Origin of the sequence: Borrelia sp. RT5S (assembly GCF_021165755.1) — a bacterium.
Taxonomy (GTDB): domain Bacteria; phylum Spirochaetota; class Spirochaetia; order Borreliales; family Borreliaceae; genus Borrelia.
Genome location: NZ_CP088937.1, coordinates 1 through 25,456, shown reverse-complemented (window position 1 = coordinate 25,456; position 25,456 = coordinate 1). Strand labels below are relative to the sequence as shown.

Below are 25,456 nucleotides of genomic sequence, written 5' to 3'. Positions count from 1 at the left end.
CCTTACTCTTAACACCTCTCTTACTCTTTTTATCTTTCTATATTTATATTTAATATATGTATTTGGTCTACTTATCCCCTCAATTCTTTAGTTGTTTTATCCTTAACAAAAAGATTATTATAATTACCCTAAAAGTAGTAAATATATTGACATGTTAATGGTGTAGTATTATAATAAATCTAGTATTAAGCGTAAGTATTATGCTTCCTAGGAGTATTCATTACTGCCTAGTAGATCTTATAACTAGATCGTCAATTTAAGAGGGAGCTTATAATGGCTGAAACTACTAGTGAGGATAAAATTTCTAATCTTAATAATTTTACTACAAATCTCATTAAGGAAGTGCGCTCTCTTGATGCATATCTAGCTAATGGTATTATTGATGCTAAAACTTATAAACTTAGACTTAATGGACGAGCAAAAGCATTTTTAAACATTCTTAAAGGTAACTCTACATACTCTCCTCATTATGTTAAAGTCACTATTACAAAGATAAGAAAAACATTTAAAGCTCTTAATCCAGAGCACCCAATGCTTAACTACTTTAAGCTCTCAAGAGACGAATATAACCAACTTGCACAAGACACGATTAGTAAAACTAAAGAACGCAGTATATATAAGAAATCTTTTAATAAAACTGAAATCTTAACTCTTACTAAAGAGCTTCTACTCTCGCATAGATTTGAATTTCTCTACACAGGACTACTGCTTGCCTCAGGTAGGAGGCGGATGGAGATTATTGTTGGTTCATTTAGTGACATAGGTAAGGATGAAGATGGTGTTTTATTCCAAGGGCAGCTTAAGACTGGAGATCTAGCGCGATTTAGCACTCCCTATCCCATACCTTTAACTGTTCCTAAATCCCTATTTCTTGATGCATACAATACCCTTACAAGTACTGCACTTTATAAAGACTTAAGACAAAGATGGGAAGATAATGAGTTTAGCGATACTGAGCTTAGCAATCTACTCAAGCAAGTACTTATTAAGCTATTTGACTCCAAATTTACTACTTCTGACTTGCGAGCCATTTACACAACTCTTATCTTAAAACGTGAAGGCTACTTTAATGATGCCTCAGGTGGTAAGGAAATACTTCCAAGGGTTGCTGAAATACTAGGGCATGTTGATGATGAGTCGGCTGCACAAAGTTATAGGGATTTTAAACTCACAAGGGCTACTGTACTTACTGACTTACATCTCAAGGTTGCCTATATTAGGCAAAATAGAAAACTAGAAATAAGTAAAAGGATGCTAAACTGGCTCTATACACCTTCTCTTAATCCTAGAATATCTGATAAACGCAAGATCATGCGTGCTAGGACCTTCGATTCATTTAAAGAGTCTATGATCATAGCTATTGACTTCTTTAATACCAGTGGTAAGCTCTTTAATATAAAGGAGCTTAAATATGAATTTAGAAAAATACTTGCTCAGAATGGGTACAGTGTTAAATCTAATGGAGGGATGATTAAGGAATTCTTTGATCACTTTACTGGTATTGATAAAAAAGGTGAGGTTAAGATTGCCGGCATTAAGAAGACATCTATTGATAAAGACTTTATTAAGAATACTCTCATTCCTGATGAAGCTGCTAGGCTTAACACGATGCTTCCTTTTAAAAGCAAAGAGACTATTGATGAGAACTTTGCTATTTTATCCTTTATTCTAGGCAAGGGTTTACTCAGCACCAAAGCTGTTCTTATTGACGTATTTGATTACATTACTATAAAAGATAAGTTCCCTACATTAACTCAATCACGTTACAAGACATTATTTAAACTTCTTACTAAGGAAATTGTTCTTATTAAGCACAAGATTAAATCTATGCGTCAAGCCTTTACGGTTCAGTTATGCGAGTAATGGCTACTGGGGGGTTTAATACTTCACAAGATTTAGAATACGCTATTAACCAGATAATAAAAGACCTTGAGCATGATGGGAAGCAAGTAATTAATATCAAGTACGCAATCTCTACTTATTCAAGCGAGTCTTATGCTAACGAGCTGCACTACGCTTTAATTATTTACAAATAAACAAAAATACCTTTATAAAAAGCATTTGTGCTCCCATACCCCTCATTCTTATTTTTTAAAATATGAAAGCAACATTACCGCTGCTGGTACTCCTACTCCTAGTATCCAATAAATAGGGCTTATCGCTGCCTTAATATCACTTTTGATATCTGCTCTAAGCTCGCTCCTTACTGTCTCTATCTTGTCCTCAAGCTTACCTATCTTATCCTCTAGCTTGCCTATATCACCCCTAAGCTCACTCCTAACCGATTCTATTTTGTCATCTAGCTTACCTATATCACCCTTAAGCTCACTCCTAACCGATTCTATCTTTGTCTCTAGTTTGCTTGTGCCTTCCTTAACATCTTTACTAAGAGTTACCATTTGCTTCTCAAGCACAGTCATCCTAGTTTGCAAACTCTCATAGTTATAATTAGAATTTCGAAGTAGAACATACTGAACTACTGCTTCTGGAAATCCCTTATCAAGAAATACCTGCTTTACTTCCTCATACTCTGGTAAGCGATCATACGCAAGATTACTCATACACACACCCCTTGATCTCAACCTAATCTAATTCTAATCTAATTTTAACATACTACCTCTAGTTAATCTTTTCAGCATACCAACATAAGATTAAGTCTAGCCATAAAGTATAACCTTTAAGGAGTTAGTTATAAACATAACCCTATATCTATTAACACAGTAATGTGTTATAGTATTAACTAAGTTAATTATGCCGCCTTATTTAAGAATATGAAGCAAAGATAGGGGGTGTACCGTGAGTATTAAATCAATTCTTTTATCCGTCATCTTAATGGCGTCTGTTTCGGTTTATTCATTCGCTGGTAGTTGCGACAGTTGCCTATTTTTTTGCATTTGTATCAACTAACAAGGATACTAAACAAATATATATCACAACCGTGTAAACCATATCCCTCTTAGGGGTGTGGTTGTTTTCCTTTTTAAAGTTATAACAAAGGAGGGTATATGCAGCCCCTATTAAAATATCTTTTAATCTCATTTCTAGTTGTGCAAATTTGTGCCTGCAAGAAATTTGGTAACACAGAAGATTGTTCTACATGTAAGTACAATTGCTATTGTGTAAACGCTAAACCCAAAAATAGTCCCAAAGAAATAAATAGAACGCACAATAAAAAAATAGAGGAAAAAACCAATAAGAAAGCAGAAGAATTAGTTCAAGAAATAGATAAAAACATAAATGACGATAGCTTAGAAGAATTGGTTATTAAGAACAACTGTCCTAAATGTATTTGGGGCTGTAACTGCACAACTAAAACATATAAAAAAACAGGAAAAGAGCATAGAATAAAGTGAACACTAATCCCTTTAATACTTATCTACACTCCTATTTAAAATATGAAAGCAACACTACCGCAGCTGGTACTCCTACTCCTAATATCCAATAAATAGGGTATATCGCTGCCTTAATATCACTCTTGATGTCTTTCCTAAGCTCGTCCCTTACTGTATCTATCTTACTATCAAGTTTTGCTATATCACCTCTAAGCTCAGTCCTAACTGACTCTATCTTGTCCTCTAGCTTACCTATGTCACCCCTAAGCTCACTTCTAACCGATTCTATCTTGTCATCAAGCTTGTCTATCCTAGTCTCAAGCTTGCTTGTGCCTTCCTTAACATCTTTACTTAGAGTTACCATTTGCTTCTCAAGCACAGTCATTCTAACTTGCAAACTCTCATAGTTATAATTAGAATTGCGAAGCAGGACATACTGAACTACTGCTTCTGGAAACCCCTTATCAAGAAATACCTGCTTTACTTCCTCATACTCCGGTAAGCGATCATACGCAAGATTACTCATACACACACCCCCTTGCTTCTCAACCTAGTCTCATTTTAACATACTAGTCTTGCTAGTTAATCTTTAAATAGATCCTCACTACGTCTAATCATATCAAATTGTAATTATTCAAATAGCTTTTCAATATTACTACTACACGCATTTATCTGAGAAATATAGCTACCTTCCATATAGCCAGTGATGCTACCCGTCGAAGTCCCAGTAACAACACCTCCACCGGAAGCAGTTCCTGTAATAGTTTGATAGATAAGCTTGAAGCTGAGATAGAAACTGTTAAAAGTGAATTTAGTAATGGAAGAGATATAAGGAGAATTTTTCCTGATAAGAAAAGGCTCTTGAGAAATTTAAAAGGCGAAGCTAAATACAGGGGCAGATTGTTTTTGATCCTAAATGTAGAACATGTTAATGAGGGAATAGAGGAAAAATTAAACCCTTTTGAGGAATAACTTGTTGCATTTTAGAGGCTGAGTGTCTGTTGAGAGTAAGCTTAGTAGTGAAATAAAGGAAGTAAGGAATGAGCTTAATGACAGGATAGACAAACTTGACGGGAGAATAGACACAGTAAAAATGAGATTAAGATTGCATTATTTATACATTATCTTAGTAAATAAATGAGATAGAAAAGTGAAATTCAGTAGTATAAATATCCACGATAGAGTAGAAATAGCATACTTTATGTTAATAACTTCTCCACCCTATCCTTCAAGTTTTGCTATAATCTCATTAATAGCATTAGCTAATAATATGGGCTGTTAAAACCTCCATTTTGATTTTTTCGATAAAAAAAGAATTAACACTAGATTAAGTCAAGAGGATGTTAATAGACTTGAATACTTTATTAATACTGCTAATCAATATGCAGATATTTTGTTAATCTTTTGTAGAAATAGTTTCTAAATGTTCTTCTTTATATTTTGATGAGGCTGTTAGAAGTTTTGCTAGTACTTCTAGAGGGTTTGCTAATAAAAAGGGGATTAAACCTGTGGCGGATATTATATAAGGCTATCCTTACCCAAGGAGATATTAATAAAACTAAGAAAGATGCTAAATCATATAAAATTGAGAAAAGAGAAAGTGATGTAAATGAGGAAGGGCTATCCTGATGCTTATAGATAAACTAAGGATGCTTACACGACAGCTAAACCATAAAATGTGCATTGTTTTGCTAACTCAATAATATTTTAATCTCAATGTATATCTCTTACTTTTACTAATGCGTTTTAATTACTAAAATAGCCCCCATGAGGGACTATCTTAGTAATTAAAACGCATTAGTAAAAGTTTTTTATGTTGCATAAATATAAAAAACTGATTAATACATTCGGTAATTAGAGCTAACTACCCAAAGTGCATAATGCGGTCTCTATTGTCAGCCTTAGCTTCTATTATTATCGGAGTAAATCCTTCTAAGAATTTATTTTTCATTACTTCTAATGATGATTTATCGCCTCCTTGGTTAAGCCATTCTTGATATGTTTCCCAGTAGTCTTTTATCTTTTGTATACGACTTGCTCTGCGGGGATCAAGATCTAATCTTTTGACTTCTTCCCTGATTTTTCCTCTAGCCCAATTCCTCTAGCCCAATGGAGGACCTCATTCAACTTCCTTGTTATATCTCTTTCGAGTTCTTGTCTTTCACGCTCTAGCCTTTGTAGACGGCCACGCCTCAATGTTTCCGAGTGAATGCTGTAATAAGCACCACCATCACTTTCTTCTATATTGTTATCTTTTGATGCTACATTGCTAGGAACAACTTGTTGCTGGGTTTCTCCTTTTGGAGTCCTTGACTTGTTGTCCTCTAATAATTCATTCTCAAGAGTGTTTTTTTGTTGAGACTCTTGAGGGAAAGTTGACTTGCTTTTTTGATTATCAGTTGATGTAGTAATTTTGTCCATATATTCTTTTAACTGAGGACTAAACTCACAACTAAAAAATAAAGCTAATGCAATAATAAATGAACATCTTATAAATAAATTTATCAAAAATAAATAAGTAATGCATTATGAGATATAGTCGCTATGGAGAAGAGGTGAAGAAATGAAGTTAAATGATTAAAGCGTTAATGATAATGAATCTAATGAACAGTGTTATATCATGCAAGTCATATGAGAAGTTATTAGGTAGATATATCAGAAAGTCCTTTAGATAAAAAAGAAGTGAGTGTGGGATCTCATAAAAGTAAAGGGAATGATGTAACTGATATACAAGATAGTGATAGGGTTAAACGTAGGGCTAGAGGCTTAGGTGATGATATAGGAACAGAGGTTAACTGTGAAGATGTTAATAGTGGGAATAATAACCCAGAAAATGTTGTAGATATAAGTGTTGCTGTTGTGGATGATGTTAGTTATAAGCCACAGGATCATGTTTACAAGGATGCAATTGTAGAGTTTTCATTTTGTGGCGGTATGTTAAATAGTGTTTAGAAAGATCCTGTTATTGAAAGTCTTGAAAGAAAAGCTAAGGAGATAAAGATGGGTTGATGGGATAACCAGAAAACAACTCATTTAGTATGCCCAAGTAGAAGAGTCAAAATGGGCATAAACACACTATTAGAACTACTAGTGTCAACGTGATAAATCTCACGTGCCCTGTTGAAAAACTTCTATCTCTTAAGAGTACCTTCAGAATCAGAAATAAATCCACGGCCATTACTCACATGCCTCCTACGGCATGCATAGCATTTATTTGTAAAGTAGAGAGGATGTACAGGGTTGACTCTGATTGATTAATTTATTATAATGTAAGTAATTAAGTAAAGGAATATTTGAGTTTGTATGCTATTATTAGGATTTATTGCTAAGAATTTTCATGTTATTTGTAGAGGTGTTGAACACAGGAATGCTTATATTTCAGTTGAAGTTAATATTGATGGTAGGGTATGTGTACTTCCCGCTTCTTTAATGATGTCTTCTACTGATATATCTTATGCGCCCTGTGAGGGTAGTAATGTTTTAGTTGCGTTTGTTGACAAAAAGATGGAGCATCCAATTATATTAGGTGGTGGTATTAATAAGTTTGATAAGGATAAAATTTCGATTAGTAATATTGTTGTAAATAAGGATATCGGAAAGGTTGCAATACGTAATGATAATGCTAGCATTAAGGTTATTTTAGGTGAGATGTTAGACTTAATAAAAGAGATTAAGATCACAGGATCTTATTATCCTACCATCAAACTTACTTACGTATAATAATATTATGCTGATCAATTAGTTGTTATACCTATCTGAAAGCCATATATAGGGAAAAGTTGAATTGAACTAAGGACATATCAACTAATATTCCTGCATAATACCTTTGCAACTACACCTCAAGTATGATGATGCTTATGACATTAATTAGATGTTCAATAATCTGATTAATCATTAATGTAGTGTTTTTATTAAATCAAAAATAACTTTCCAACTAGATATTAATAAGAAAGAAACTAAAGATGGCAATATATTCCCTATATAAAAAAATTCAAAGATAGATAAAAAAATACAATAGCATATAAGAAAATATTTAAGGCTAAATCGATCAAAAAATATCTCCTAAGAAACATTTTACTATTCAAACACATAAAAGAATATATTAAAATTCCCAAACAAATTGCTATATAATCATTATCAATATTTTGTTTCAAAAAAGGTAACAAGATGCCTAAATAAAAAACAAATTCTATAAACGAAAATAAAATCCCCAACATGTCGTAAAAATACGAATTATCAAATTCATTCCTATTATGTAATGCCTTAGAGAATTTGGAATAAATTAAAAAATAATACCCCAATATATTTATCAACGTAAAAAAAACCAACAAGAAACTTAAAACCATATCTAATAAATTAAAGTTTACAAACCATATACTTTCAGCTTCATAAAAATTTGTAAAAAAACTTATGAAGTAAACAAGGGTATTAATAATATTCTGTACTATATAGAGATATAGCCTAGACTCTATCTTCTTCCTATTCTCTATACTAATAAAACCAAACAAGTAGTTTCTTACTAAATTAAAATTCAAAATCCATCTTACAGATAAAATAAAAATTAGTACAAAAATTAAAGACATATTTTATCCTTCTCTTGTAAGGAGCTTAAACTAAAAACAAAAATATTATTTATAATATGTATAGCCACAAGACAATAAAAATCTTTACTAAAAAGAAAAACTAGAGAATAGAGTATCCCTACAAAAAATTTTGATAAAAAGATAAAAACACCAAAATGAATATGATTAAATCCATATGCAAATGAACTTAACAAAACAGTAATTAATAAATTGGATTTTAATCTTTCTGCAAAAAAATCAAAAAATATTAACCTAAAAATATATTCTTCAGATACTGCCATAAATATAATAGCTAAAAAATAAGATAGCGTATAATTACTCTTCCCTATCAAAAACACAGGGGGTTTTTTATTCAAAAAAACCCCTATACATATCTCTAAAAATAATGTAACAATAGGCACAAAAATTACTAAAAAAATATTTCTCACTTCAAAATAAGATACCTCTACGAGAAAGATATTAAAATAAGTAATTATAAAAAACAGTGAAAAAGAACAAAAAAGTCTCATAAATAAGATTGAATTTCTAATGTGAAAAAATACAAATTCCTGAAGGAAAAACCAAATATGGTATAAAAAGAAAACTAAGGTATTGGATGTGGGAAATAATCATGTGTAAGTCCTCCTTTCTTTTTAAAATATGGATGGTTATCAAAAGGATGAAATGGAAAACACATTTTGAGTAATTCAGGAACAAGAATTCTTATAGATTTAAACTCTGTCTTTTCCAGCTCAGGAGGAGTTATATCACAATAAACAGCATACTTACTAACAGATCTTAAAATATTCAAACCCATATTTAGCTCATTTTCTACAGAGAGGGTGACTTCACTGGGCTGTATCTCTAACTTATCACCATAATCTATAATAGAATTTAATAAAGAATCTTTTAAGGGAATTTCATTCAAATTTGAGTAATACAGAAAATTATCATCTAAATTAAAACTATTCCTAAGACTGCTTAATGTAAGTTTGCTAACTTCATCGAATTTAAAAAGATAAATCAAGGGCAAGGATTGGGCAATGACACAAGCTTCTTCAACAGCCCTTAAAAAGACATGTTCTCTATTAAAACCACCCTGAATGCCACAAATCAAATAGGGAATTGATTTTCTCTTATTCTTAAGAAATACTGCATAAACAGGCATACCTAAACTATCATCAGAATAATCCAGTGCTATTAAATCGAAATTAGACTCAATCCCTAATTCATAAACTGATTTTCTCAAAAACTTATTACTCTGCCAATCAATAACAGGTCTTTTCGATTTCATATACCAGTGGGCAATATAGCAATGCAATTGTATGACTTCTATTATTGCATTACTAAGAGCACTTTCTATCGTTCTATGAACTGCTGTTCCTGTACTAAAAACAGGCATATTAAATTCCTGAGGAACTCCCATAAAGATCATATCAGAAGGAATCCATATTTTTTCATCAGAATTAATTAAAGATGGTAACAAAATCCAATAAATTTCATCATTCTCGCTCACTTCAGTATAAATTAGGCTCGAATTCACACCTAAATCATAAAAAATATTTCTATATTCTAACGGCATAACCTTGTGCTCTGAAGACACCAAGAGAGATTTTCTGGAAGAAAGAACAAAATCATCCTGAAATAAGGTTTTTGACATTAAAAGGGAATATCTTTCAATCGTTTCTCCTTGTAACCTAGTAATAGCTTCCTCATAAGAGCGTCCGTAGCCTGCAATATGATACTCCATATGGTGTTCTTTCCCTATTAATATCTTGTGATAGTTAGGCATAACACATATAGAAGAATATAAACAAGGCAATCCCCTCTGAAAGGGTAGCAATGCAACCGAAGATGAACCAATACCAGTAGCTGGAGAATTAACAAAAATAAGATCTCTATAAAGTTTATTTGAATAAGGATAATAGGTAAACATAAACACTCCTCACTTAGAATTAGAAATTAAATTCGAAACAACTCTTTGTGTTTCAACATTTAAACATCTTGACTTATATGCTGAAATATATCCACAAGCAGTACAAGAAGATATTCTAAGTACATCTTGATTTTGAAACTCAAAACAAGGTACATAAATATGTAAGGCCCTTCCCAAAAGCTTAGAATTCTTTGTTTGATAAAAACCAAAAGCGTCTCCAACTAAAATATAAGCAATATGATGATAGGCCGGGCCTAAAGCTACACCTAAAGAAGTTAAACCAGAATCTCTTTCATATCCCTTATATTCTTCATTAAAACTGTGATAAAGCACATGATCTGTCATTCTAGCAACTATTCTTTGTTCATAGCATTCAAGACATGCTGTTCTATTCGGTATCAAGCATGTAATCATCATAAACGGGCCATCTATCATACCTAAAAAAACTGGCTTATCTAATTCCATTAATATTCTATTAATATTTCTAAGCAAAAATGGACTCACATTACTCAATAAAATAATAATTCCCTCAAAAGGACTAAATTCGGATCTAAAATAATCTAATTCCTTCGAATAACGAACTGTATCTAATTTATTCAAAAATATAGGTGTTTTTAAATCTTTTAATTCTTTTTGCTTTAAAAAAGCATATTTTAATTCAAAAGCTTTGGAAGAAGATTCTAAAATGTTAATCAAATTATCATTATCTGCAATTAGCAAGAAAGGCTTATGTTGAGGGATACGCTCCAAATAACGACCAAGATATAAATAATTTAAATGTTTCTTACTGTCTTGACTCTCATTCAAGTCAACAAATCCAGAATTAATCAACTCTGATATAATGTTCTTAACTTTATCACTCTTTATTTTAATTAAATCAATCCCTTCATCGGAGGCCAAAGCTTTAAAAACTTTACTTAGCTCACCGACATGAGAATCTTCAACATCAATAATCAAATCTTCATAGTTCCATATCCCTTTTCTAACGACAAAAACACTCTCCGTCTTTTTCAAAATCCTAACATCATCTGAAAAATAATATAAACAATTATTCATTAATTACTCCTTCAAATATTTCCCAAAACAGAAGCAGAAACTACATGGTCACTAATGCCATCTAGTTTCAAAATTTTCTCCAGTTCTACCTTATCGAATCCACCCAAATTGCAGTATCCCAAATTCAAAGCGGTAGATACCAAAGCAAGATTTTGATGAATTGCGCCTAACTCTATGAAAGCGAAAATCAGACTCATCTCTGAATATTTTAAATAATTAACTTCATATCTATAGACGAAAAAGAAGGCAACATTAAAATTAACCGAATCTTTAAAAAATGCAATGTTAATTAACTCTTTAATCTCACATAAGCTAACTCCCATTTTAAAAACTGAGTTATTTGAAGGCTGATACAAATAAAAACCATTATCGAGATGTTCGACTCCATTTACATAAAAATAAATATCAATGGGATATAATCCTCCCCCTGATGGGTATGTCCTCCTGGCTTGTCGAATTTTGAAAGCGCCAAGTTCTATTTGCTCATACCGAGTATCACCAACAGAATAATAAAGAACTGTAGATAAGTTAACCATACTTAACTTTTTGCTTTTAAAGCTTCTAGAAGATTTCCTATTGTATAAAGCCTCTTCAAGTTTAATCTTGAGTCTCTTAACTTTGGGTAAATACACTATATTTTCATCAAACTCCCGAGATTCTTTCCTCGATGTATTGGCAATAATAGCAGGATCTTGAAGGTACCTAGAAATAGTCTCATTGAAATGAGATTTCTTGTTTTCAGAAAAATTCAACAAATATTCAAGAGCTAAACTTCCGTCTTCTTTATCAAACAAAGAAAATTGAAGCCTACTATTAGAAGGAATAGAAACAATATTACTGTTAAACACACTTTTAGTAATATTGTTCATTTCATGCATTGCTGCTAGTTTAAGGACCTCAGCATGCCCATTATCATTTTTTTTCATACCTGTTATCACCTTTAACCACTTTTATTTACTAAATTTAATAAAGAGATTATAAATCTCTACTTCAAAATACACTCAAAACATTAATACTTCTTGCAATTCAAATGTTTACCTCCATACTTCACACCAAATACATTCCTATTTCTAATATCAAAAAGAAAACTTAACTTGTTCTAACCTAAAATAGAGGGGAGAGATTCTCCCCCTCTCTACTATTTACCCGCTCCAACTGCAGCAGCAACAGCAAGTACAGCAACAACAAGAACTACAAGCGCCAGGTATAATTGCATAATTTAACTTTGCACCAATGTCAGTCAAAAAATGCTTGTCCTTAGTAATCATATAAGCCCTCCTTTTTAAAGTATTTTCAGCCATTTTAAATATCAAAGATAATAGAACTTACTATAAAGCCAAATAACAACCGCTTTTCTTGATTTATTCCAACCTTAAAAACGAATGGAACTTCTTTAAAAAATTTATACCCAACACCCAAACTTGAGATATAAAGAAATCTACCATTGTCAAGAAAGCTGTCAGAGAGTCCATACCCTGTATCAAATGACAATACTAGAAATAAATCAGAGACCACATTTCTTAAATGTTCAAGAAAAAATATTCTATATTCAAACCCAAAATTAAAAATTGTATTAAAAGAGCTTTTAGTATCATTAGGTGAAGGAAGTGCTACTGGATAAAAATTTAAAGAGTTATAATTAATTCTAGTATTCAACTCAGTTTTAGTTAAAGAATCAGATTGAAGGAAATCAGATTTAAGTCCTATCTCTCCAAAGGGAATTGCAAGTAGATATTTAAAATTCCAATGTACTTGATAAATTTGATTTTGGTTCTCCAATAGATATTTATAAATAAAAGATACTTTTGTCTCTGCTCTTTGCGATTCAGAATAATAAATAGGTGCTAAGAAATCAACTTTATTTTCCAGTGTCAATGTGTTTAAGTACTTATGCTTCAAACCACTCTTCACTTTAAGTAAATGATTAATCCACCCTATTCTTAGATTATTATCAAGTTTAAGATAATCAAAATTATATCCAAGTGATAAATTCCCCATATGTTCAATTGATTTGCTGTTTAAGTTAAACGGAATTCGAATCTCATAAAATAACTTAGACGAAAAACTTCTAAAGGCATAAGAAAGACCAGTGCCAAATAGTATCATTTGATAATAATCAGTACCCATATCAATAAAGGGAGAAATCTTGGAATCATTATGTATAACATCTAGTGCAAATTCAAAAGTATTTGGGAGGGATAAATAATTTGCATCAAAACTGAAGTCTAGTCCTTTTATTTTTAGTTCGTCCGGTTCTTCTGTAAAGAATTCTGGATAAACCAACAATAAACTTAAAAACAGAATTATTCTTCTCATTTTCTTCATTTTTGACTCTCCTTACACCCTTAACTTCATCTCAATACTCAATATTTGACTCAATGGGATACTTTTAAATAGTATTTTTTGTCTTAAGGGCTCAAAGATACTCTTAATTTTTAATGTAAGGATTTTGGTAATAGGAAAATCACCCTCAAGATAAACTTGCAAAGAATTATCACTTAAACTGAACTTTAAAGCAGCTGATGTTTGAAATAAATTTTCAATCCAACTCAACATAACTACTGTTGATATCAAATAATTATTACTTTTTGAATAACTCTCAAAAGCAACATTAAATCCATTTACTATATTGTTTTCAAAATCAGTGTAGTACCTTAGCCCTAATAGGTACCTATTGTCTTGACTGCGAAATGCGTATTCTTTTTCACAAAGCAAATCTTGCCTTATTGTAGAATAAAAGAATATTCCATTATAAATTTCAAAAGAAGCGTCAAAAATTAATTTGATATCTACATTATTGCTTTTAAAGTGAAAAGGAGTCTCTAACATGAATAGTAAATCCCAACTTGGTAATGACATTTGAAAATAACCCCAAGGAGATACATATTTTGAGCTTTCAAGTTCACTTAAAACCAACTGATCTAACATAGCACCAAAAGAGAGAGCATAATATGAGACAGAATAGTATACTTCTGTAAACCATTCTTCTTCCGTCTTTATCCTGCCCAAAATAATATTCTCTATTGACCCACTGCCTATATGATAATTTTGCTTTCCTAGTTTAATTATTAAAGTATCAAAATATAAATTTATGAATACATTTTTAAAATCTAAATACTTATCCTCCCTTTTGATAACAAAAGAAGGAGAAACTTCTAGTTGAAAAATACTATGACTCACGGAAAATCCTAAATAAACTTCATTTTCAAAACTAAAAACCCCAGTACCAAAATTATTGCTTTTCTCATAGTCTGAGAAAAGATATGAAAGGATGCTATTCATTCCAATCTGTTCTTTAAAAACAACACTAGCAAATAAGAAGTTAGGAATAAGTAATAAAGAATTAAATAATACCACTTTACTAAACCTTATACTCATTTATGCTTTCCTATTTCAAATAACTTTTAGCAAAATCAAACACCCTGTTAAACCCTTTTAAACTAAGAATAGAATTGTTCAAATTGGTTTTTAAAAAATTGCTTGTGTAAATCTTTGTTTGATAATTCTCAAAGTTCTTTTCTTTAACCTCGATGTAGCCAAAAGTATTAACGCCATTAATACTTCCCTCTTGGTAAAATACTTCCTTTAAAGTGTTAGAATTTCTGTCTTTATGTATTGTTACAAATTGATCTGATGCAAGCTTCACCAGGTCAACAAAAGGATAAAGAGAAGTTTTATTTGACTTAAATTTTAAACAATTTTCCTCACTTCTAAGCAAACTAAAATCTTCCTGAAAGTCCAACCCAATAACATCTTGCAATGAAGATATACCCTTAACCTTATAAGATGGACTAACCTTAATCGGATTTGAAGACTTGCTACTGAGCATGTAATAACCTATATCTTTAAGCGCAAGATATGCAAAATCTGACTTCTTGCCTTCTATGTAAACTAACCTGGCATTCAAATTATTAGCATTAATGAATGATAATCCCTTGCTTTTCTCCGTCAAGACGCCCTCTGAATAAACTTCATAAAACACATTGATGACATAAATTCCTGAATCTAGCTCAGGAAAAGATAATCTAGAAAATTCCTTTAGTAAAACGCTAGCTTCACCAGAATGCAGCAACTTAGTAAGACAAAGACAAACAAGGATAAAAGCCCTAAATATCATTCATTACCTCTACTATCGATCTCTTAGCTGCTTTAATGAATGGAAGAACTGAAGAAGAAAGTGTTACTAAAACAATAAACAAAGATACAAATACAATATCACTCGGATAATATAACACATTAACCAAATAAGACTCCGTATACCCCGGTGGTGAGAATTGAATTTTTTGCATTTCGATTAAAAACTTAAAAAGATAGGCAATCCCGATTCCTAAAATTATATTAAGAACAGTAAGAATAAATATCTCTAAGAATAAAGTAGAGAAAAGTTCTACCTTTGTAAGGCCAATGGCTCTCAAAGTTCCAAGTTCCCTAGTTCTCTCTATACTTAGTGCCGTCATTATCTGAAAAAACGATATAAATATAAGCAATAATATTAAAACTAGTATGAAAGTAAACATCATATTGTTCATTCCTACAATAGATTTAAAGGATGGATTGATTTCATACCAATCACTGTATTGAAAATGTAGCTTGCTTTTAATTTTAAAAGCATTTAATTTTTGTTTGAAATCCTCTAACACAAAATTATTTCTTAAGAAGACCTGTATTACATGAGCACCGCTCTTAAAATCAAACAAACTTTCAAGCGTCTTGATACTCGTAATTGCTATCATGCTATCTGTTTGTGAGGTTGGAAACTCAATAATACCTGCTAGATTAATATCTTGTAAAACAAGTCCTTCTCCAAATAAATCAGTCATTAAAGTTAATCTAGAATTTTCTTCGCTTAAATTTTCTATACCAAGAGAGGTTGCGAATCTGTTTCCAATTAAAAAATCACCAACGATGTCATCAAAAATGGGACGGCCCTTTACTAGAGAAAGACTTCTTGTAGCAAAATCTGGATTCTCAAAAGCTGATGCAAAAAAAGGCTTACTCCCTAAAGCATTACCAAGAAGCCCTTCAAAATTTACTACTAGATTGCTTGAACTTACATCTGAATAACTACCTATCTCTTCTCTGATTTGCGATATCTCACATTCTTCAAGCATTAAACTATTCCTAAGGCCACTAAACTTGGGATTAAAGTAATTTTCCTTAGCAATTTGGATATGTCCAGTTGAGGAGACAAGCCCCAGTTGCATACCCTCACTGCTATAATTCATATACCCAATAAAAAGCAATAAAAATACTACTGAGCTTATTAAAAGCAATGAAATCATTACAGATCTTCTCATATCTCTTAAGAGATTGAAAAAAGCCAACTTAAGCATGCTTACTCCTTAAAGATAATATTCCATCTTCTATTCTGTAAAATTTGTTGGCAAACTTTTCTAAATTTGAATCATGAGAAATAAATATTCCAATTGATCCCATTTTTTCTATATAATGTTTTACTACAGAATAAATAAAAGTAGCCGTCTTATGGTCTAGATGACTTGTTATTTCATCTCCAAGGATCAATTTAGGTTCATACACAAATGCTCTTGCTATTCCTATTCTCTGTCTTTGCCCACCAGACATGTGTTTAGGTTTTCTATTTACAAAGTTTTCAAGATCAAATAACTTAACTAATCGAGTTACCATATCCTTTGCCTGTTCATGGCTTTTGTTCGAAAATCTTAGTGGCAATAAAATATTTTCAAATCCAGTAAGGCTGGCAATAAGCTCGAAATGTTGAAATATAAGCCCCATATTATATCTTCTAAAAAGAGTTCTCTGTCTATCTCCCATGCTATTTAAAGAAATAGAATCAAAGACTACATCTCCACTATCTTGTATATCTATTCCTGAAATTAGATTAATGAGAGTAGTCTTACCACTACCTGTTGCACCTGAAATCCAAGCCATATCTCCTGCTTTCAAGTCAAGGGTTATATTCCTATTTGCATAAACTATTTCGTTGAAAGTCTTGTAATTTTTGTTAACCCTAATTAAATTAAGCCTCATATATTTACCCCTAATTAACCACAACTAAAAGAAAGACTTACCTTTCTTCAGTTGTTCAATCGCAATAGCTGCAAGATAGCCATTGGGAAAAATTTTAATGGCAGACTTTAAGCAATCCATTGCTTCAACTCTTCTATTAATGCGAGCCAAAAAAGAGCTCTTAACAATTTTTTTCAAATATTGCTGTCTGTTATTTAAAGGGATCTCTTCTGCTATGCTAAGATAATGAGCTGCAAATAAATTATTATTAAAGGTCCTACTTGTAGAGCTCGCTGTATAAAACAGCGCTAATGGAATATTAACTTTTAAATTTTCATTATCCATTGCTAATGCTTTTTGTAAAAATCTTTTGCCATTAGCAACATAAGAATAAAAGTTGGGAGAATCATGAGAAATTAAATTTAAGGCAAGCTCTCCTAAAGCCCTAAAATAGTCAGAAAATACGTCAGAATTAAAAGAAGCCTTAAATCCAACTTCATATTTATTTACTATCTTGGTAATTAAGCTATTACGCTCATCACTATCATCTTCCACATAAGCAACATCACACAAAACCAAGGAAATAAGCAAATTCGAATAGTGATACTGAATGCTGTGCTGCCCATATTTGCGCAAAACATCCTTTTCAATCTGATTAAGAGAATTAATAAATCCCTTCACAGATTTATTAATGCTAGATTCAAAATTTCCTGCATAATAATTGGTATGAATATCTTCAATCCTGTCTACATATTCTCTTAACTCATACCCAAACAAATTTACTACTGATGCTAAAAATATTAATAATATTTTTACATTCATCAATATTACTCCAAGAAATGTTACCTAAAGTCAAGGTAACTCTCCAATCTTATTTTTATCTCTCACCATCTTGTGAAAAGCTCCATTGGGAAAAATATTTGCAGCTTCGCGTAAATATTTTTCCTGTTCTTTTTGTTTCTTAAGAAGAAAATACCCTTGACTTACCCATATATTAGCTAAATATTTCTCCACTTTATTGTTACTAACTGCAAGACCCGCAAGAGCCAACTTTATTGCCTCTCGAGGATTTCCTCCTGCAATTCTTGGAGAATACAAGAACCATGTAGATAAAGAAATACTTGCAAGAGCATTCTGATCAATCTCCAAAGATTTCTCCAAAGCATTCTTAGCCTCATTTGAAACCTTAATTAACTCCCCTCCTCCCAAATACCTTAAAAGAGATAAATTTACATCTCCCAATATTCTGTATGAATCGCTTCTAATTGACTTTTCTAAGCCTTTAAAGACTTCAGAAGAAATTAAGTCTAGAAGATTTTTCTTTGTACTTACCAGAATTGAATAGCTATCATAAGAATTACTAATACCCTTTGCATGCTGAACCATTGAAGCTATTTGGGAATTAATATCACTATTAAAATATTTAGTCCTATCATCTTTGAGTAGTTCTAGACTCTCCTTTATAGCTTTTAATTTATTTATATAGTGATTTATATAATCATCCTCTTTCGTTATAGCAAATCCTCCAGTCACGCCAGAATTATAATTCTCCAATATTCTTTGGTACTCTTGTTTCAAAGTTTCAAAAGAATTGGAATGCAAAAACCCAAAATTCAAAGTTAATAAGACTCTAAAATAAAAAGACTTGTTAAAAATCTTCATAACACTTACCTAAAGACAACAAAATAATTGTTTCTATACCCCCATCTACAATTCTTAAGAAATAATGTTTAAATAAACACTTTTTAAAAATTTTAAATTTAAATTAAAAAAATTAATTATCATCTAATTTAAACTTATATGTGGTCATTGTAACATACTATTATTGCTTTGGGATTAATTAATAAATTAAAATTAAGAATTTGCAATATTTAATATTGCACCAAAGGACTAGCTTTACTTTTTATGCTTCATCTTGTTTTCGATATTTACTTAGATTTATTCCAATACTGTAAACATTAAGATTATTAATTATTAAATCTTTCCCTGTTCAAAATTATGTACTTTATTCAAAGAGCTGCGAGTCATTAATTACTACTAAGCAATAATTGAGCAGCTGGTGGGAGGCGATAGTTTCAATATACATTGAGACTACAATAAGTCTCTCATGTTTGACCAAAATTCACCTTACCACAATTTTGTGAATATTAGTTATGTCACTATTACTGAATTTGATTCCCAGATTATTATTCTCATTTGTCATACAATCATTATGATTGTTCTTGAGTCTACAGTAGGATTTTATAAATAATTATTTACCACCCATCTCCTTCATACCCTAACAAGACACATGCCCCTCTCCTCAATAACACACCTCTCCGGTTTCTCTTACGCACATCCTATTGAGGCTTATGGCATACTATTCACAAAACTCAGTAATGGAAATTGATATTTAATTCTACTCAATTTAGTCAAGCAATTTATTCCCATAGGAATATATTTATTATAAATAAAACTTATTCTAAATACATAATTACGTACAATAATCGGTTATTTAAAACAACAATATAATTAAAACAACAGAAAAAAATTTAGTAAAAGGATGGATGCTATGATTATAAGGAATAAATTAAAATTTTATAAACCAAACGAAATAAAAAATATCCTAGAAGAGCTTTACGGTCTTAACTACAGCGAAAGCCATATATATAAAGTGGTTACAGCCTTAGGTGCCACTATTAAAATAGGACGTGTAAATCATGTTTTAGAAGAATTTATTAAATATTTATTTGTAGAAAAGTTAAATGACTCCATAATCCAGACAGAAATAAAAATAAAAATCACGGAAAGAAAAAGGACAATACTAGAGGATATAAGAGTAGAACAATTAAGGTTTAAGCAGTTGAGAATTAAGAAAAAAAACAAATTACTTGACAAGAAAGAAAAAAAGAAAATACAGGAAGAAAGCAAGAAAGAGATTGTTAGAAAAATTAACAAAAATATATGCATTATTTATTAACTATTTATCAACTTTAAAAATATATATATTATTCCTAGAGTCGTAAATAATATTGACAACGACATAAGTAACAATATATATTAAACCTATGTTTATTAAAAGATCTAACTTAAATGCGGATATGGATATGAAAAGAACAAGCAGGCTAACAGCCTGCCCTCTTTTAGAATTTATAATCATGCATTATAATTTAATAAATAAAAACCTAAAAAGGTACTATAAGTCACCGAAACAAATAAGTCTTATAGCACCGAAAGGATGTCTACAATGATATATCAAAAAGCCGACTTTTTCAAGACTACCACCAAAGGGGTCAAGGCACTACTTAATAGGATCATTAAGAATAGCATTAAGGCCGGAAGTTATTGCAAAGCACTCACGATTAACCACATAAAATCACTCGTGGTTCGCACACATAAGAGAATCGAGAGGTTATATAAAATATGTTGGGCTATTGAGCGAAAGAATACGGAATATTTTGCCTCAGGCAGGCTTGCACACTACTCAGCAGGTGACATACACAGAATGGTTAATGCCTCCCTTGTCAAGGACGGCCTTAAACCTGCTGCAAGAAGTACACTCAGAGGCGATATTAAGGCATTGAAGGATTTGGGGCTCATTAGGGCTGTAATTCAACCTTTAGGTGAGGGCAATGGTGGCTTTGCTTTTTACGTAATCAATTGGAAACTATGGAGAAACTTTAAAACAATTATTAAGAAGCACCATGAAGACAAACTAATTGACACACTGGCTGGTGTTAGAATTAAGGGTGTTTTTGAAGATAAAATTGATGCTGTCTCTTTTGATGATGTTGATGACTATGAACAAATTGAACAATATGCCGCTGCTTCCTTTAAACAAAACGAAGAAGAAATGGTGTTAAATGCCTCCCCTCAAAATAGCACCATTATACCTAAAGGTATAATAAGCTTAACTAATACTAAGAATTCTAAGAATTCGATTTTAAAAAAACATAGGGAGGAGGGAAGTGCTAATAAAGCAGGGGTCGTTTTTGGAGGCATCGGGATTTGTGGAAAGAGTTCTTGTGAAGGGAAGGACAAAAAAGGGAAAATAAAAGCTAGCGATGAGGAGAAAAAGGGGGGGGTTACCAGCAAATCGGCTGGGAAGGCATGTTCGAAAGCTAGTAGCTTTAAGAGCAATGAGGATAGGCAGGAGAGTTTGCATGCAAAAGCGCCGCCGCGCCGCGCCGCCGCCCGCGTTGCCTCGGCGTACAAGAGGAGCTATGAGGAGCACATGGAGTGTAAACTAGAGAATAAATACAAAATTGACAGGCACACTTTGGCTACAATACGGCGGTGTAGCAATAATGTCGCCACGCATAGGAATGCCTTGCGTAATTTGGAGGCAAGCCTAATTTATGCTAGCGATTATGCTGTAGAAGACGTGGCTGGATACTATACAAAGCAGTTTACGCAGGTTTACAGCAATAAGGTTTGGATGTTAAATCCTAACACGGACAAGACTAATGATTTTTACAAGGTTTGGGGGTCGTTCATGGATAAGTACACGAATAAGTACAAGCAACAGGAGCTTTTAGGCAGGGTTGTTTGCTCGGATGGGTATGGCAACCTGCGTGAGCTTGACTCTAGTGGTAGGTTTAAGGAATCAGGGGCTCAGCCAATGGGATTGCTTTTGGATAAGTTTAAGTTTGATTTGAATAAGGGGGTTTTATGAAAATATTTGAAAAGCTTGGGGAGCTGTTTAAACTCAAAGACAATGAAACTAGAGACAATGAAACTGAAAATGCAGTATCTACTGCCTGCGCACAAACAGAAGATGTGCAGCAGGTTAAGAAAAAGAAGGGTCGGCCTCCTTTAAACCTTACTGCTGAGGAACAGGAATTAAAGGCTCAGAAGTCTGCTCTTAAGAACAAAGAGAAGGCGAAACGGTACAGAGAGCGGAATAAGGATAAGATTAAGGCTTACAGAGACGAGAATAAGGAAAAGATGAGGGGGTATCGGAGAGCGTACAGAGAGAGGAATAGAGAAAAAGAACTAGCAAGGTCAAAAGAGCACTATTACAAGGATGTTGAAGGCAATAGGGAGTATCAAAGAGGACATTATAGGGAAAATAGAGAGTCTATAATAGAGCGAACTAAGACTTATCTTAAGGAGCATGCCGAAGTAGTAGCTAAAGCTAACCATAAGTATTACTACGCAAATCAAGAAGAACTTAAGCGTAAGAGAAGAGAGAAGTATGCAAGACAAAAGTTGGCAGCACAACAAACGTAAGTTTTGCTTACGTTTGTTGCGTCTTGTCTGATTGACAGGATAGGATGTATAAGTTTTGTCTAGAGTGGTGGCGTCACATAGGCAGGGTTTAGGGACCTAAGTTTGTGGTTATTTAAAAAAGTTTACCAATATGATTCCTTGACAAAGTTGTTCACAAGTTTATTTGTATTTAAAAAGTAAGTAATCGTATTTGAAAAGTGAGTAACATTGTTTCGAAAATAAGTAATCGTATTTGAAAAATAAGCAATAGTATTTGAGAAGTAAGTAATCGTATTTGAAAAAAAGTAGGCTTGTAATAGTGTTTTAATAGATTTTAAGACACTATTATTTTGATTTCAAAACAAACAAATTACTCTATTTAAAGATTGAGTATATTACTTAAGTGAACACGTAAAACATAGACTCGTATTTAAAAATAAAAAGGATATATTTGTGCTGTTTAGTAATTTATATAATTAATCCAATAAGCAAGTTACTTTAATTCAAGAGAAGTAGACAAAAGTAATAAAATAAGATACAATAAAGATAGCTTGAAAAAAAGGAGAAAAAATGACTAATTTAGGGATTCCATTAGGAAAAGATTTTGGCTATAACGGCAGCAATACATGCGATAAAACACAAGTATCAGCTGCCATCAATTATGATTATAACATAGATTATAACATAAAGGGTGGGTATAATATAAGAGACATTTTATTAGAATTTAAGGAATATGAAGCGTTAAAAAGAGACCAATTAATTGTGGATATAAAAGGAAGAATAAGTGAGTTTAATAAGTGGGTAGCAAGCCTTGAAAGGGATCAGTACAGGTTTATATCAAGTATTAGATCAAAGAAGTTCCATGCTTCATATCATGATTTAACATATATGTGTGAGTATTTAAGCTTATACATAAATAGTAAGTTTGAGTATTATAATACTTATCTATTTCGTAATGAAATTTACTTAAACAGGTTTAGAGATAAATTTAAGCTAATGTGTACTTACTTATTTAAAGAAGTAAGTACAAGGCTAGGGTGTTGGATATGATATTGAAGGAAAAATTAGTGATTGAGTGTATTGCAAGTTGTATTGCAAGCTTTGATAGTTCTCTTAAAAGAGTAAAGAAAAGCATTGCTAATTTTATGAGAAGAAGAAATAGTGGAGTGTGGAAATGAATAAAGAAGTAAGTATAAGTCAGTTGGGTATACTGGATAAATTAAAGTTTGATATTCAGTTTGTGTACATGAATTTCATCAAGATAGTAGGTGCATTACTGCTTGTAGGCTTTAACATCTTAAATTCATATAACGGATTTATTGTTTATTCAAGCGAGCACCTAAGCAGAGAGCAGCGTTTGCTTTATTTAGGGTTTACTATCGTTGTAATAGTAGTGCCCACTATTATTTTTCATAAGATGCTGTATTTACTCAATGAATATAGGATACAAAAGCAAACTGGTAGTGTAACTGTTATGTCTAGCCGACATAGCAAGGTTGTGGGTGTATTGCTTGTTATTGCTTTTATAACTCAATTAGTTAGTACATGGGGTAGTTATGAGAATTTTTTCCAATTGTTCTTCAGTGCTGAGCTTCGTGAGGTTAAACAACAACGATTAAGTGTTATTGAGAATACAAAAGTATCTATGAAAGTAGCTATGCAAGCTGAGAAGACAATATTGAACCAGCGTATAGATATGTTGAAGCGACGAATAGAAGCTAATATAGCAACAATTGAATCAGTTAAGGTTAAGAATTTGGCTTTGTATCACGATCACAGGACTAAAAAGCTGGAATATGAGAAGTTCATAAAGGAAACGCTTGAAGAGAACAAGCAATTAGAAGTACAAATAAATTCTTATTTAGAAAAGGGTAAGGAACTTGATATTAAGCATCATGAAGCAATTTATGAAACTATTAAAGATAGTAATGTAGGGAATAATATGTATGGTATTCATGCATTATTCCTAAAACCTGAGTTGTTTGTCAGTGATTATGCATACACAAAATATTTAATATCTTATTTACTATTGTTGTGTTCTTTTGCATTAGATGTTGTCTTTTGTATTTTTGTTTATCATATATCTAGTTTGTATAAAAGAGATTATGAGTCTAGACTAGCATACACTAGCAAGGAAATTGCAACTAGTAATCATCACAAGCCATTAGCTAGTATTGCTAGTAAGTTTAGAACAAAAAAGGTTGACTTTAACTCAATACCAGTGGATGTCTACAAGACACTAGACTTTTTTGTTAATAACACAAAAGAGGACAATAGGGTGCTTAAGAAAATGGAGGTTATTTCCAAAGAGACTGGCTGCTCAATGTATTTTATTAGAAAGGGTGTAGAAACGCTGCTTAAGCATAATTTGCTTCATAAAAAGCACAGGGCTTTTGTTTTAAATTACGATTTAATAACTAAATTAGTTGATGACATTAACAACAATGGGAACGACAAGAGTGAAGTAGCTACTCTTAAGAAAGCTATTAAAGCACAATTTGCTTTTGTTTCAACAATTGCTAGTGTTTCTATTTTAACCAAATTGTTATAATTAAGGGGGTGTGGAATGAGTACTGAATTAAAGAATGAATTGGGTTTAGATGAGTTGGATATAACCGATACTTTAAGTCAAACTTTAAATCAATTGGAAGGTAAGGGTTTATCTGTTGGTGAAAGGGGTGTTGCTTTATTACTAGTTGAGAATGCTAAATCATATTCTATTGCAGTAAAAAGCGATATTGCAGCGCTTGAAAAGACTATGAATGCTAAATTTGAAGCAGTGGATAAGCAATTTGAAGCAGTTAATGATAAATTTGCATCAGTAAACCAAAGAATAGATGATGTTAAGAATGAGATGAACGGCAGGTTTACAGAAGTAAACCAAAGAATAGATGATGTTAAGAATGAGATGAACGGCAGGTTTGCATCAGTAAACCAAAGAATAAATGAAGTTAAGAATGATATTGAGGAGAAGATGGATACAAAGATAAATAATTTAGAAAAAAATATTTATAGAGAACTTGCAATAATGAGGAAAGATTTTACTAACTCCAATAGAATACTAATGGCATCCGCGACGCTGATATTTCTTTTGGGTGTTGCATTTATACCAAAAGTAATGGCATATTTGGGTATGTAGTCTTTTAAGTTTTAATTTTGAAAAGCAAAGCCAAAGTTAACTAGCTTTGGCTTTTTATTTAAGAAGATAATTTTTATTTAAAATAAATACTAATAAATAATATAACCAAATTAAATAAAGACAACAATAAATTTAGAAGCAAGTGCTTATTCATAAAAAGGGAAACAACAATAAAGTTATAGGTACCGGCATCATCAATATAACAATAAAGGTACCTGTTTTTATAAACAAAGAATAGCAATATACTATCTAG

Annotated in this window: 30 protein-coding genes; 14 read left to right on the top strand and 16 right to left on the bottom strand. The window is 31.8% G+C overall.

Annotated features, from left to right (window positions below; genetic code table 11):
* Positions 1-273: 273 nt before the first annotated feature.
* Complete coding sequence (locus LSO06_RS04610; protein ID WP_231760935.1) at positions 274-1,863, top strand: protelomerase family protein; 1,590 nt, start codon at positions 274-276, stop codon at positions 1,861-1,863.
* Positions 1,854-2,036: a sporulation protein Cse60 gene (locus tag LSO06_RS04605; protein ID WP_231760934.1), complete on the top strand. Its 183-nt coding sequence runs from the start codon at positions 1,854-1,856 to the stop codon at positions 2,034-2,036. Before LSO06_RS04610 ends, LSO06_RS04605 begins: the two co-directional genes overlap by 10 nt.
* Positions 2,037-2,084: 48 nt before the next feature.
* Here LSO06_RS04605 and bdr (LSO06_RS04600) read toward each other — a convergent pair whose 3' ends face one another.
* Positions 2,085-2,561 (bottom strand): Bdr family repetitive protein, encoded by a 477-nt coding sequence (bdr, locus tag LSO06_RS04600; protein ID WP_231760933.1) that lies wholly within the window; start codon positions 2,559-2,561, stop codon positions 2,085-2,087.
* 444 nt (positions 2,562-3,005) lie between these two features.
* Between bdr (LSO06_RS04600) and LSO06_RS04595 the strand changes: the two genes are divergently transcribed.
* Entirely contained in the window at positions 3,006-3,353 is a 348-nt protein-coding gene (locus LSO06_RS04595; RefSeq protein WP_231760932.1) for a hypothetical protein, read from the top strand.
* Between the two features lie 31 nt (positions 3,354-3,384).
* On the opposite strand, the gene bdr (LSO06_RS04590) is transcribed toward LSO06_RS04595, so the two are convergent.
* A complete protein-coding gene (bdr, locus tag LSO06_RS04590) occupies positions 3,385-3,858 on the bottom strand; it encodes a Bdr family repetitive protein (RefSeq protein WP_231760931.1) in 474 nt (157 codons plus the stop codon).
* 239 nt (positions 3,859-4,097) lie between these two features.
* On the opposite strand from bdr (LSO06_RS04590), the gene LSO06_RS04585 reads away from it, so the two are divergent.
* Both LSO06_RS04585 and LSO06_RS04580 read left to right on the top strand, forming a co-directional pair.
* The gene (locus LSO06_RS04585) at positions 4,098-4,304 is read left to right on the top strand and encodes a hypothetical protein (RefSeq protein WP_231760930.1); all 207 of its coding nucleotides are present in this window, start codon (positions 4,098-4,100) and stop codon (positions 4,302-4,304) included.
* 22 nt (positions 4,305-4,326) lie between these two features.
* On the top strand, positions 4,327-4,473 hold the full coding sequence (locus LSO06_RS04580; protein WP_231760929.1) for a hypothetical protein: 147 nt from the start codon (positions 4,327-4,329) through the stop codon (positions 4,471-4,473).
* Between the two features lie 914 nt (positions 4,474-5,387).
* Here the strand turns inward: LSO06_RS04580 and LSO06_RS04575 are convergent.
* Positions 5,388-5,840: a hypothetical protein gene (locus LSO06_RS04575; RefSeq protein WP_231760928.1), complete on the bottom strand. Its 453-nt coding sequence runs from the start codon at positions 5,838-5,840 to the stop codon at positions 5,388-5,390.
* Between the two features lie 180 nt (positions 5,841-6,020).
* Here LSO06_RS04575 and LSO06_RS04570 point away from each other — a divergent pair, with 180 nt between their 5' ends.
* Positions 6,021-6,284: a hypothetical protein gene (locus LSO06_RS04570; protein WP_231760927.1), complete on the top strand. Its 264-nt coding sequence runs from the start codon at positions 6,021-6,023 to the stop codon at positions 6,282-6,284.
* 351 nt (positions 6,285-6,635) lie between these two features.
* Positions 6,636-7,052 (top strand): hypothetical protein, encoded by a 417-nt coding sequence (locus LSO06_RS04565; RefSeq protein ID WP_231760926.1) that lies wholly within the window; start codon positions 6,636-6,638, stop codon positions 7,050-7,052.
* Between the two features lie 257 nt (positions 7,053-7,309).
* Here LSO06_RS04565 and LSO06_RS04560 read toward each other — a convergent pair whose 3' ends face one another.
* The 12 genes from LSO06_RS04560 to LSO06_RS04505 form a co-directional block, all read right to left on the bottom strand.
* Positions 7,310-7,915 (bottom strand): 5'-nucleotidase, encoded by a 606-nt coding sequence (locus tag LSO06_RS04560; RefSeq protein WP_231760925.1) that lies wholly within the window; start codon positions 7,913-7,915, stop codon positions 7,310-7,312.
* The gene (locus LSO06_RS04555; RefSeq protein WP_231760924.1) at positions 7,906-8,271 is read right to left on the bottom strand and encodes a CPBP family intramembrane glutamic endopeptidase; all 366 of its coding nucleotides are present in this window, start codon (positions 8,269-8,271) and stop codon (positions 7,906-7,908) included. The genes LSO06_RS04560 and LSO06_RS04555 overlap by 10 nt, the downstream gene beginning before the upstream one ends.
* 227 nt (positions 8,272-8,498) lie before the next feature.
* On the bottom strand, positions 8,499-9,830 hold the full coding sequence (locus LSO06_RS04550) for a YcaO-like family protein (protein WP_231760923.1): 1,332 nt from the start codon (positions 9,828-9,830) through the stop codon (positions 8,499-8,501).
* A gap of 9 nt (positions 9,831-9,839) precedes the next feature.
* Positions 9,840-10,886, bottom strand: a complete 1,047-nt coding sequence (locus LSO06_RS04545) for a streptolysin associated protein SagC (protein ID WP_231760922.1) — start codon at positions 10,884-10,886, stop codon at positions 9,840-9,842.
* A gap of 11 nt (positions 10,887-10,897) precedes the next feature.
* The gene (locus tag LSO06_RS04540; RefSeq protein ID WP_231760921.1) at positions 10,898-11,812 is read right to left on the bottom strand and encodes a SagB family peptide dehydrogenase; all 915 of its coding nucleotides are present in this window, start codon (positions 11,810-11,812) and stop codon (positions 10,898-10,900) included.
* Between the two features lie 376 nt (positions 11,813-12,188).
* On the bottom strand, positions 12,189-13,211 hold the full coding sequence (locus tag LSO06_RS04535; RefSeq protein ID WP_231760920.1) for a hypothetical protein: 1,023 nt from the start codon (positions 13,209-13,211) through the stop codon (positions 12,189-12,191).
* 12 nt (positions 13,212-13,223) lie between these two features.
* Complete coding sequence (locus LSO06_RS04530; protein WP_231760919.1) at positions 13,224-14,264, bottom strand: hypothetical protein; 1,041 nt, start codon at positions 14,262-14,264, stop codon at positions 13,224-13,226.
* Positions 14,265-14,274: 10 nt separating this feature from the next.
* On the bottom strand, positions 14,275-15,003 hold the full coding sequence (locus tag LSO06_RS04525) for a hypothetical protein (protein ID WP_231760918.1): 729 nt from the start codon (positions 15,001-15,003) through the stop codon (positions 14,275-14,277).
* Positions 14,993-16,219 (bottom strand): ABC transporter permease, encoded by a 1,227-nt coding sequence (locus LSO06_RS04520; protein WP_231760917.1) that lies wholly within the window; start codon positions 16,217-16,219, stop codon positions 14,993-14,995. The genes LSO06_RS04525 and LSO06_RS04520 overlap by 11 nt, the downstream gene beginning before the upstream one ends.
* A complete protein-coding gene (locus LSO06_RS04515) occupies positions 16,212-16,895 on the bottom strand; it encodes an ABC transporter ATP-binding protein (protein ID WP_231760916.1) in 684 nt (227 codons plus the stop codon). The genes LSO06_RS04520 and LSO06_RS04515 overlap by 8 nt, the downstream gene beginning before the upstream one ends.
* 24 nt (positions 16,896-16,919) lie before the next feature.
* Entirely contained in the window at positions 16,920-17,696 is a 777-nt protein-coding gene (locus LSO06_RS04510; protein ID WP_231760915.1) for a hypothetical protein, read from the bottom strand.
* A gap of 30 nt (positions 17,697-17,726) precedes the next feature.
* Positions 17,727-18,536 (bottom strand): hypothetical protein, encoded by an 810-nt coding sequence (locus LSO06_RS04505; RefSeq protein WP_231760914.1) that lies wholly within the window; start codon positions 18,534-18,536, stop codon positions 17,727-17,729.
* Positions 18,537-19,425: 889 nt separating this feature from the next.
* Here LSO06_RS04505 and LSO06_RS04500 point away from each other — a divergent pair.
* On the top strand, positions 19,426-19,833 hold the full coding sequence (locus LSO06_RS04500) for a hypothetical protein (RefSeq protein ID WP_231760913.1): 408 nt from the start codon (positions 19,426-19,428) through the stop codon (positions 19,831-19,833).
* On the opposite strand, the gene LSO06_RS04495 is transcribed toward LSO06_RS04500, so the two are convergent.
* Entirely contained in the window at positions 19,834-20,013 is a 180-nt protein-coding gene (locus LSO06_RS04495; protein WP_231760912.1) for a hypothetical protein, read from the bottom strand.
* Positions 20,014-20,100: 87 nt separating this feature from the next.
* Here LSO06_RS04495 and LSO06_RS04490 point away from each other — a divergent pair, with 87 nt between their 5' ends.
* The 6 genes from LSO06_RS04490 (at position 20,101) to LSO06_RS04470 (ending at position 25,203) form a co-directional block, all read left to right on the top strand.
* Positions 20,101-21,528: a plasmid maintenance protein gene (locus tag LSO06_RS04490; protein ID WP_231760911.1), complete on the top strand. Its 1,428-nt coding sequence runs from the start codon at positions 20,101-20,103 to the stop codon at positions 21,526-21,528.
* Entirely contained in the window at positions 21,525-22,085 is a 561-nt protein-coding gene (locus LSO06_RS04485) for a hypothetical protein (protein ID WP_231760910.1), read from the top strand. Before LSO06_RS04490 ends, LSO06_RS04485 begins: the two co-directional genes overlap by 4 nt.
* Before the next feature lie 549 nt (positions 22,086-22,634).
* Positions 22,635-23,114 (top strand): hypothetical protein, encoded by a 480-nt coding sequence (locus LSO06_RS04480; RefSeq protein WP_231760909.1) that lies wholly within the window; start codon positions 22,635-22,637, stop codon positions 23,112-23,114.
* Positions 23,111-23,242 carry a hypothetical protein gene (locus tag LSO06_RS05790; protein WP_255673284.1) on the top strand — a complete coding sequence of 44 codons (132 nt, stop codon included), beginning with the start codon at positions 23,111-23,113 and terminating at the stop codon, positions 23,240-23,242. The genes LSO06_RS04480 and LSO06_RS05790 overlap by 4 nt, the downstream gene beginning before the upstream one ends.
* Positions 23,239-24,615, top strand: coding sequence for a replication/maintenance protein RepL (locus tag LSO06_RS04475; RefSeq protein ID WP_231760908.1), 1,377 nt, complete (start codon positions 23,239-23,241; stop codon positions 24,613-24,615). Before LSO06_RS05790 ends, LSO06_RS04475 begins: the two co-directional genes overlap by 4 nt.
* Positions 24,616-24,630: 15 nt before the next feature.
* Positions 24,631-25,203, top strand: a complete 573-nt coding sequence (locus LSO06_RS04470; protein ID WP_231760907.1) for a hypothetical protein — start codon at positions 24,631-24,633, stop codon at positions 25,201-25,203.
* The last annotated feature ends 253 nt before the right edge of the window (positions 25,204-25,456 follow it).

Coding starts and splice junctions, on each gene's coding strand:
- LSO06_RS04610 (WP_231760935.1), top strand. CDS start 274: ATGGCTGAAACTACTAGTGAGGATAAAATTTCTAATCTTAATAATTTT.
- LSO06_RS04605 (WP_231760934.1), top strand. CDS start 1,854: ATGCGAGTAATGGCTACTGGGGGGTTTAATACTTCACAAGATTTAGAA.
- bdr (WP_231760933.1), bottom strand. CDS start 2,561: ATGAGTAATCTTGCGTATGATCGCTTACCAGAGTATGAGGAAGTAAAG.
- LSO06_RS04595 (WP_231760932.1), top strand. CDS start 3,006: ATGCAGCCCCTATTAAAATATCTTTTAATCTCATTTCTAGTTGTGCAA.
- bdr (WP_231760931.1), bottom strand. CDS start 3,858: ATGAGTAATCTTGCGTATGATCGCTTACCGGAGTATGAGGAAGTAAAG.
- LSO06_RS04565 (WP_231760926.1), top strand. CDS start 6,636: ATGCTATTATTAGGATTTATTGCTAAGAATTTTCATGTTATTTGTAGA.
- LSO06_RS04560 (WP_231760925.1), bottom strand. CDS start 7,915: ATGTCTTTAATTTTTGTACTAATTTTTATTTTATCTGTAAGATGGATT.
- LSO06_RS04550 (WP_231760923.1), bottom strand. CDS start 9,830: ATGTTTACCTATTATCCTTATTCAAATAAACTTTATAGAGATCTTATT.
- LSO06_RS04545 (WP_231760922.1), bottom strand. CDS start 10,886: ATGAATAATTGTTTATATTATTTTTCAGATGATGTTAGGATTTTGAAA.
- LSO06_RS04540 (WP_231760921.1), bottom strand. CDS start 11,812: ATGAAAAAAAATGATAATGGGCATGCTGAGGTCCTTAAACTAGCAGCA.
- LSO06_RS04535 (WP_231760920.1), bottom strand. CDS start 13,211: ATGAAGAAAATGAGAAGAATAATTCTGTTTTTAAGTTTATTGTTGGTT.
- LSO06_RS04530 (WP_231760919.1), bottom strand. CDS start 14,264: ATGAGTATAAGGTTTAGTAAAGTGGTATTATTTAATTCTTTATTACTT.
- LSO06_RS04525 (WP_231760918.1), bottom strand. CDS start 15,003: ATGATATTTAGGGCTTTTATCCTTGTTTGTCTTTGTCTTACTAAGTTG.
- LSO06_RS04520 (WP_231760917.1), bottom strand. CDS start 16,219: ATGCTTAAGTTGGCTTTTTTCAATCTCTTAAGAGATATGAGAAGATCT.
- LSO06_RS04515 (WP_231760916.1), bottom strand. CDS start 16,895: ATGAGGCTTAATTTAATTAGGGTTAACAAAAATTACAAGACTTTCAAC.
- LSO06_RS04510 (WP_231760915.1), bottom strand. CDS start 17,696: ATGAATGTAAAAATATTATTAATATTTTTAGCATCAGTAGTAAATTTG.
- LSO06_RS04505 (WP_231760914.1), bottom strand. CDS start 18,536: ATGAAGATTTTTAACAAGTCTTTTTATTTTAGAGTCTTATTAACTTTG.
- LSO06_RS04500 (WP_231760913.1), top strand. CDS start 19,426: ATGATTATAAGGAATAAATTAAAATTTTATAAACCAAACGAAATAAAA.
- LSO06_RS04495 (WP_231760912.1), bottom strand. CDS start 20,013: ATGATTATAAATTCTAAAAGAGGGCAGGCTGTTAGCCTGCTTGTTCTT.
- LSO06_RS04490 (WP_231760911.1), top strand. CDS start 20,101: ATGATATATCAAAAAGCCGACTTTTTCAAGACTACCACCAAAGGGGTC.
- LSO06_RS04485 (WP_231760910.1), top strand. CDS start 21,525: ATGAAAATATTTGAAAAGCTTGGGGAGCTGTTTAAACTCAAAGACAAT.
- LSO06_RS04480 (WP_231760909.1), top strand. CDS start 22,635: ATGACTAATTTAGGGATTCCATTAGGAAAAGATTTTGGCTATAACGGC.
- LSO06_RS05790 (WP_255673284.1), top strand. CDS start 23,111: ATGATATTGAAGGAAAAATTAGTGATTGAGTGTATTGCAAGTTGTATT.
- LSO06_RS04475 (WP_231760908.1), top strand. CDS start 23,239: ATGAATAAAGAAGTAAGTATAAGTCAGTTGGGTATACTGGATAAATTA.
- LSO06_RS04470 (WP_231760907.1), top strand. CDS start 24,631: ATGAGTACTGAATTAAAGAATGAATTGGGTTTAGATGAGTTGGATATA.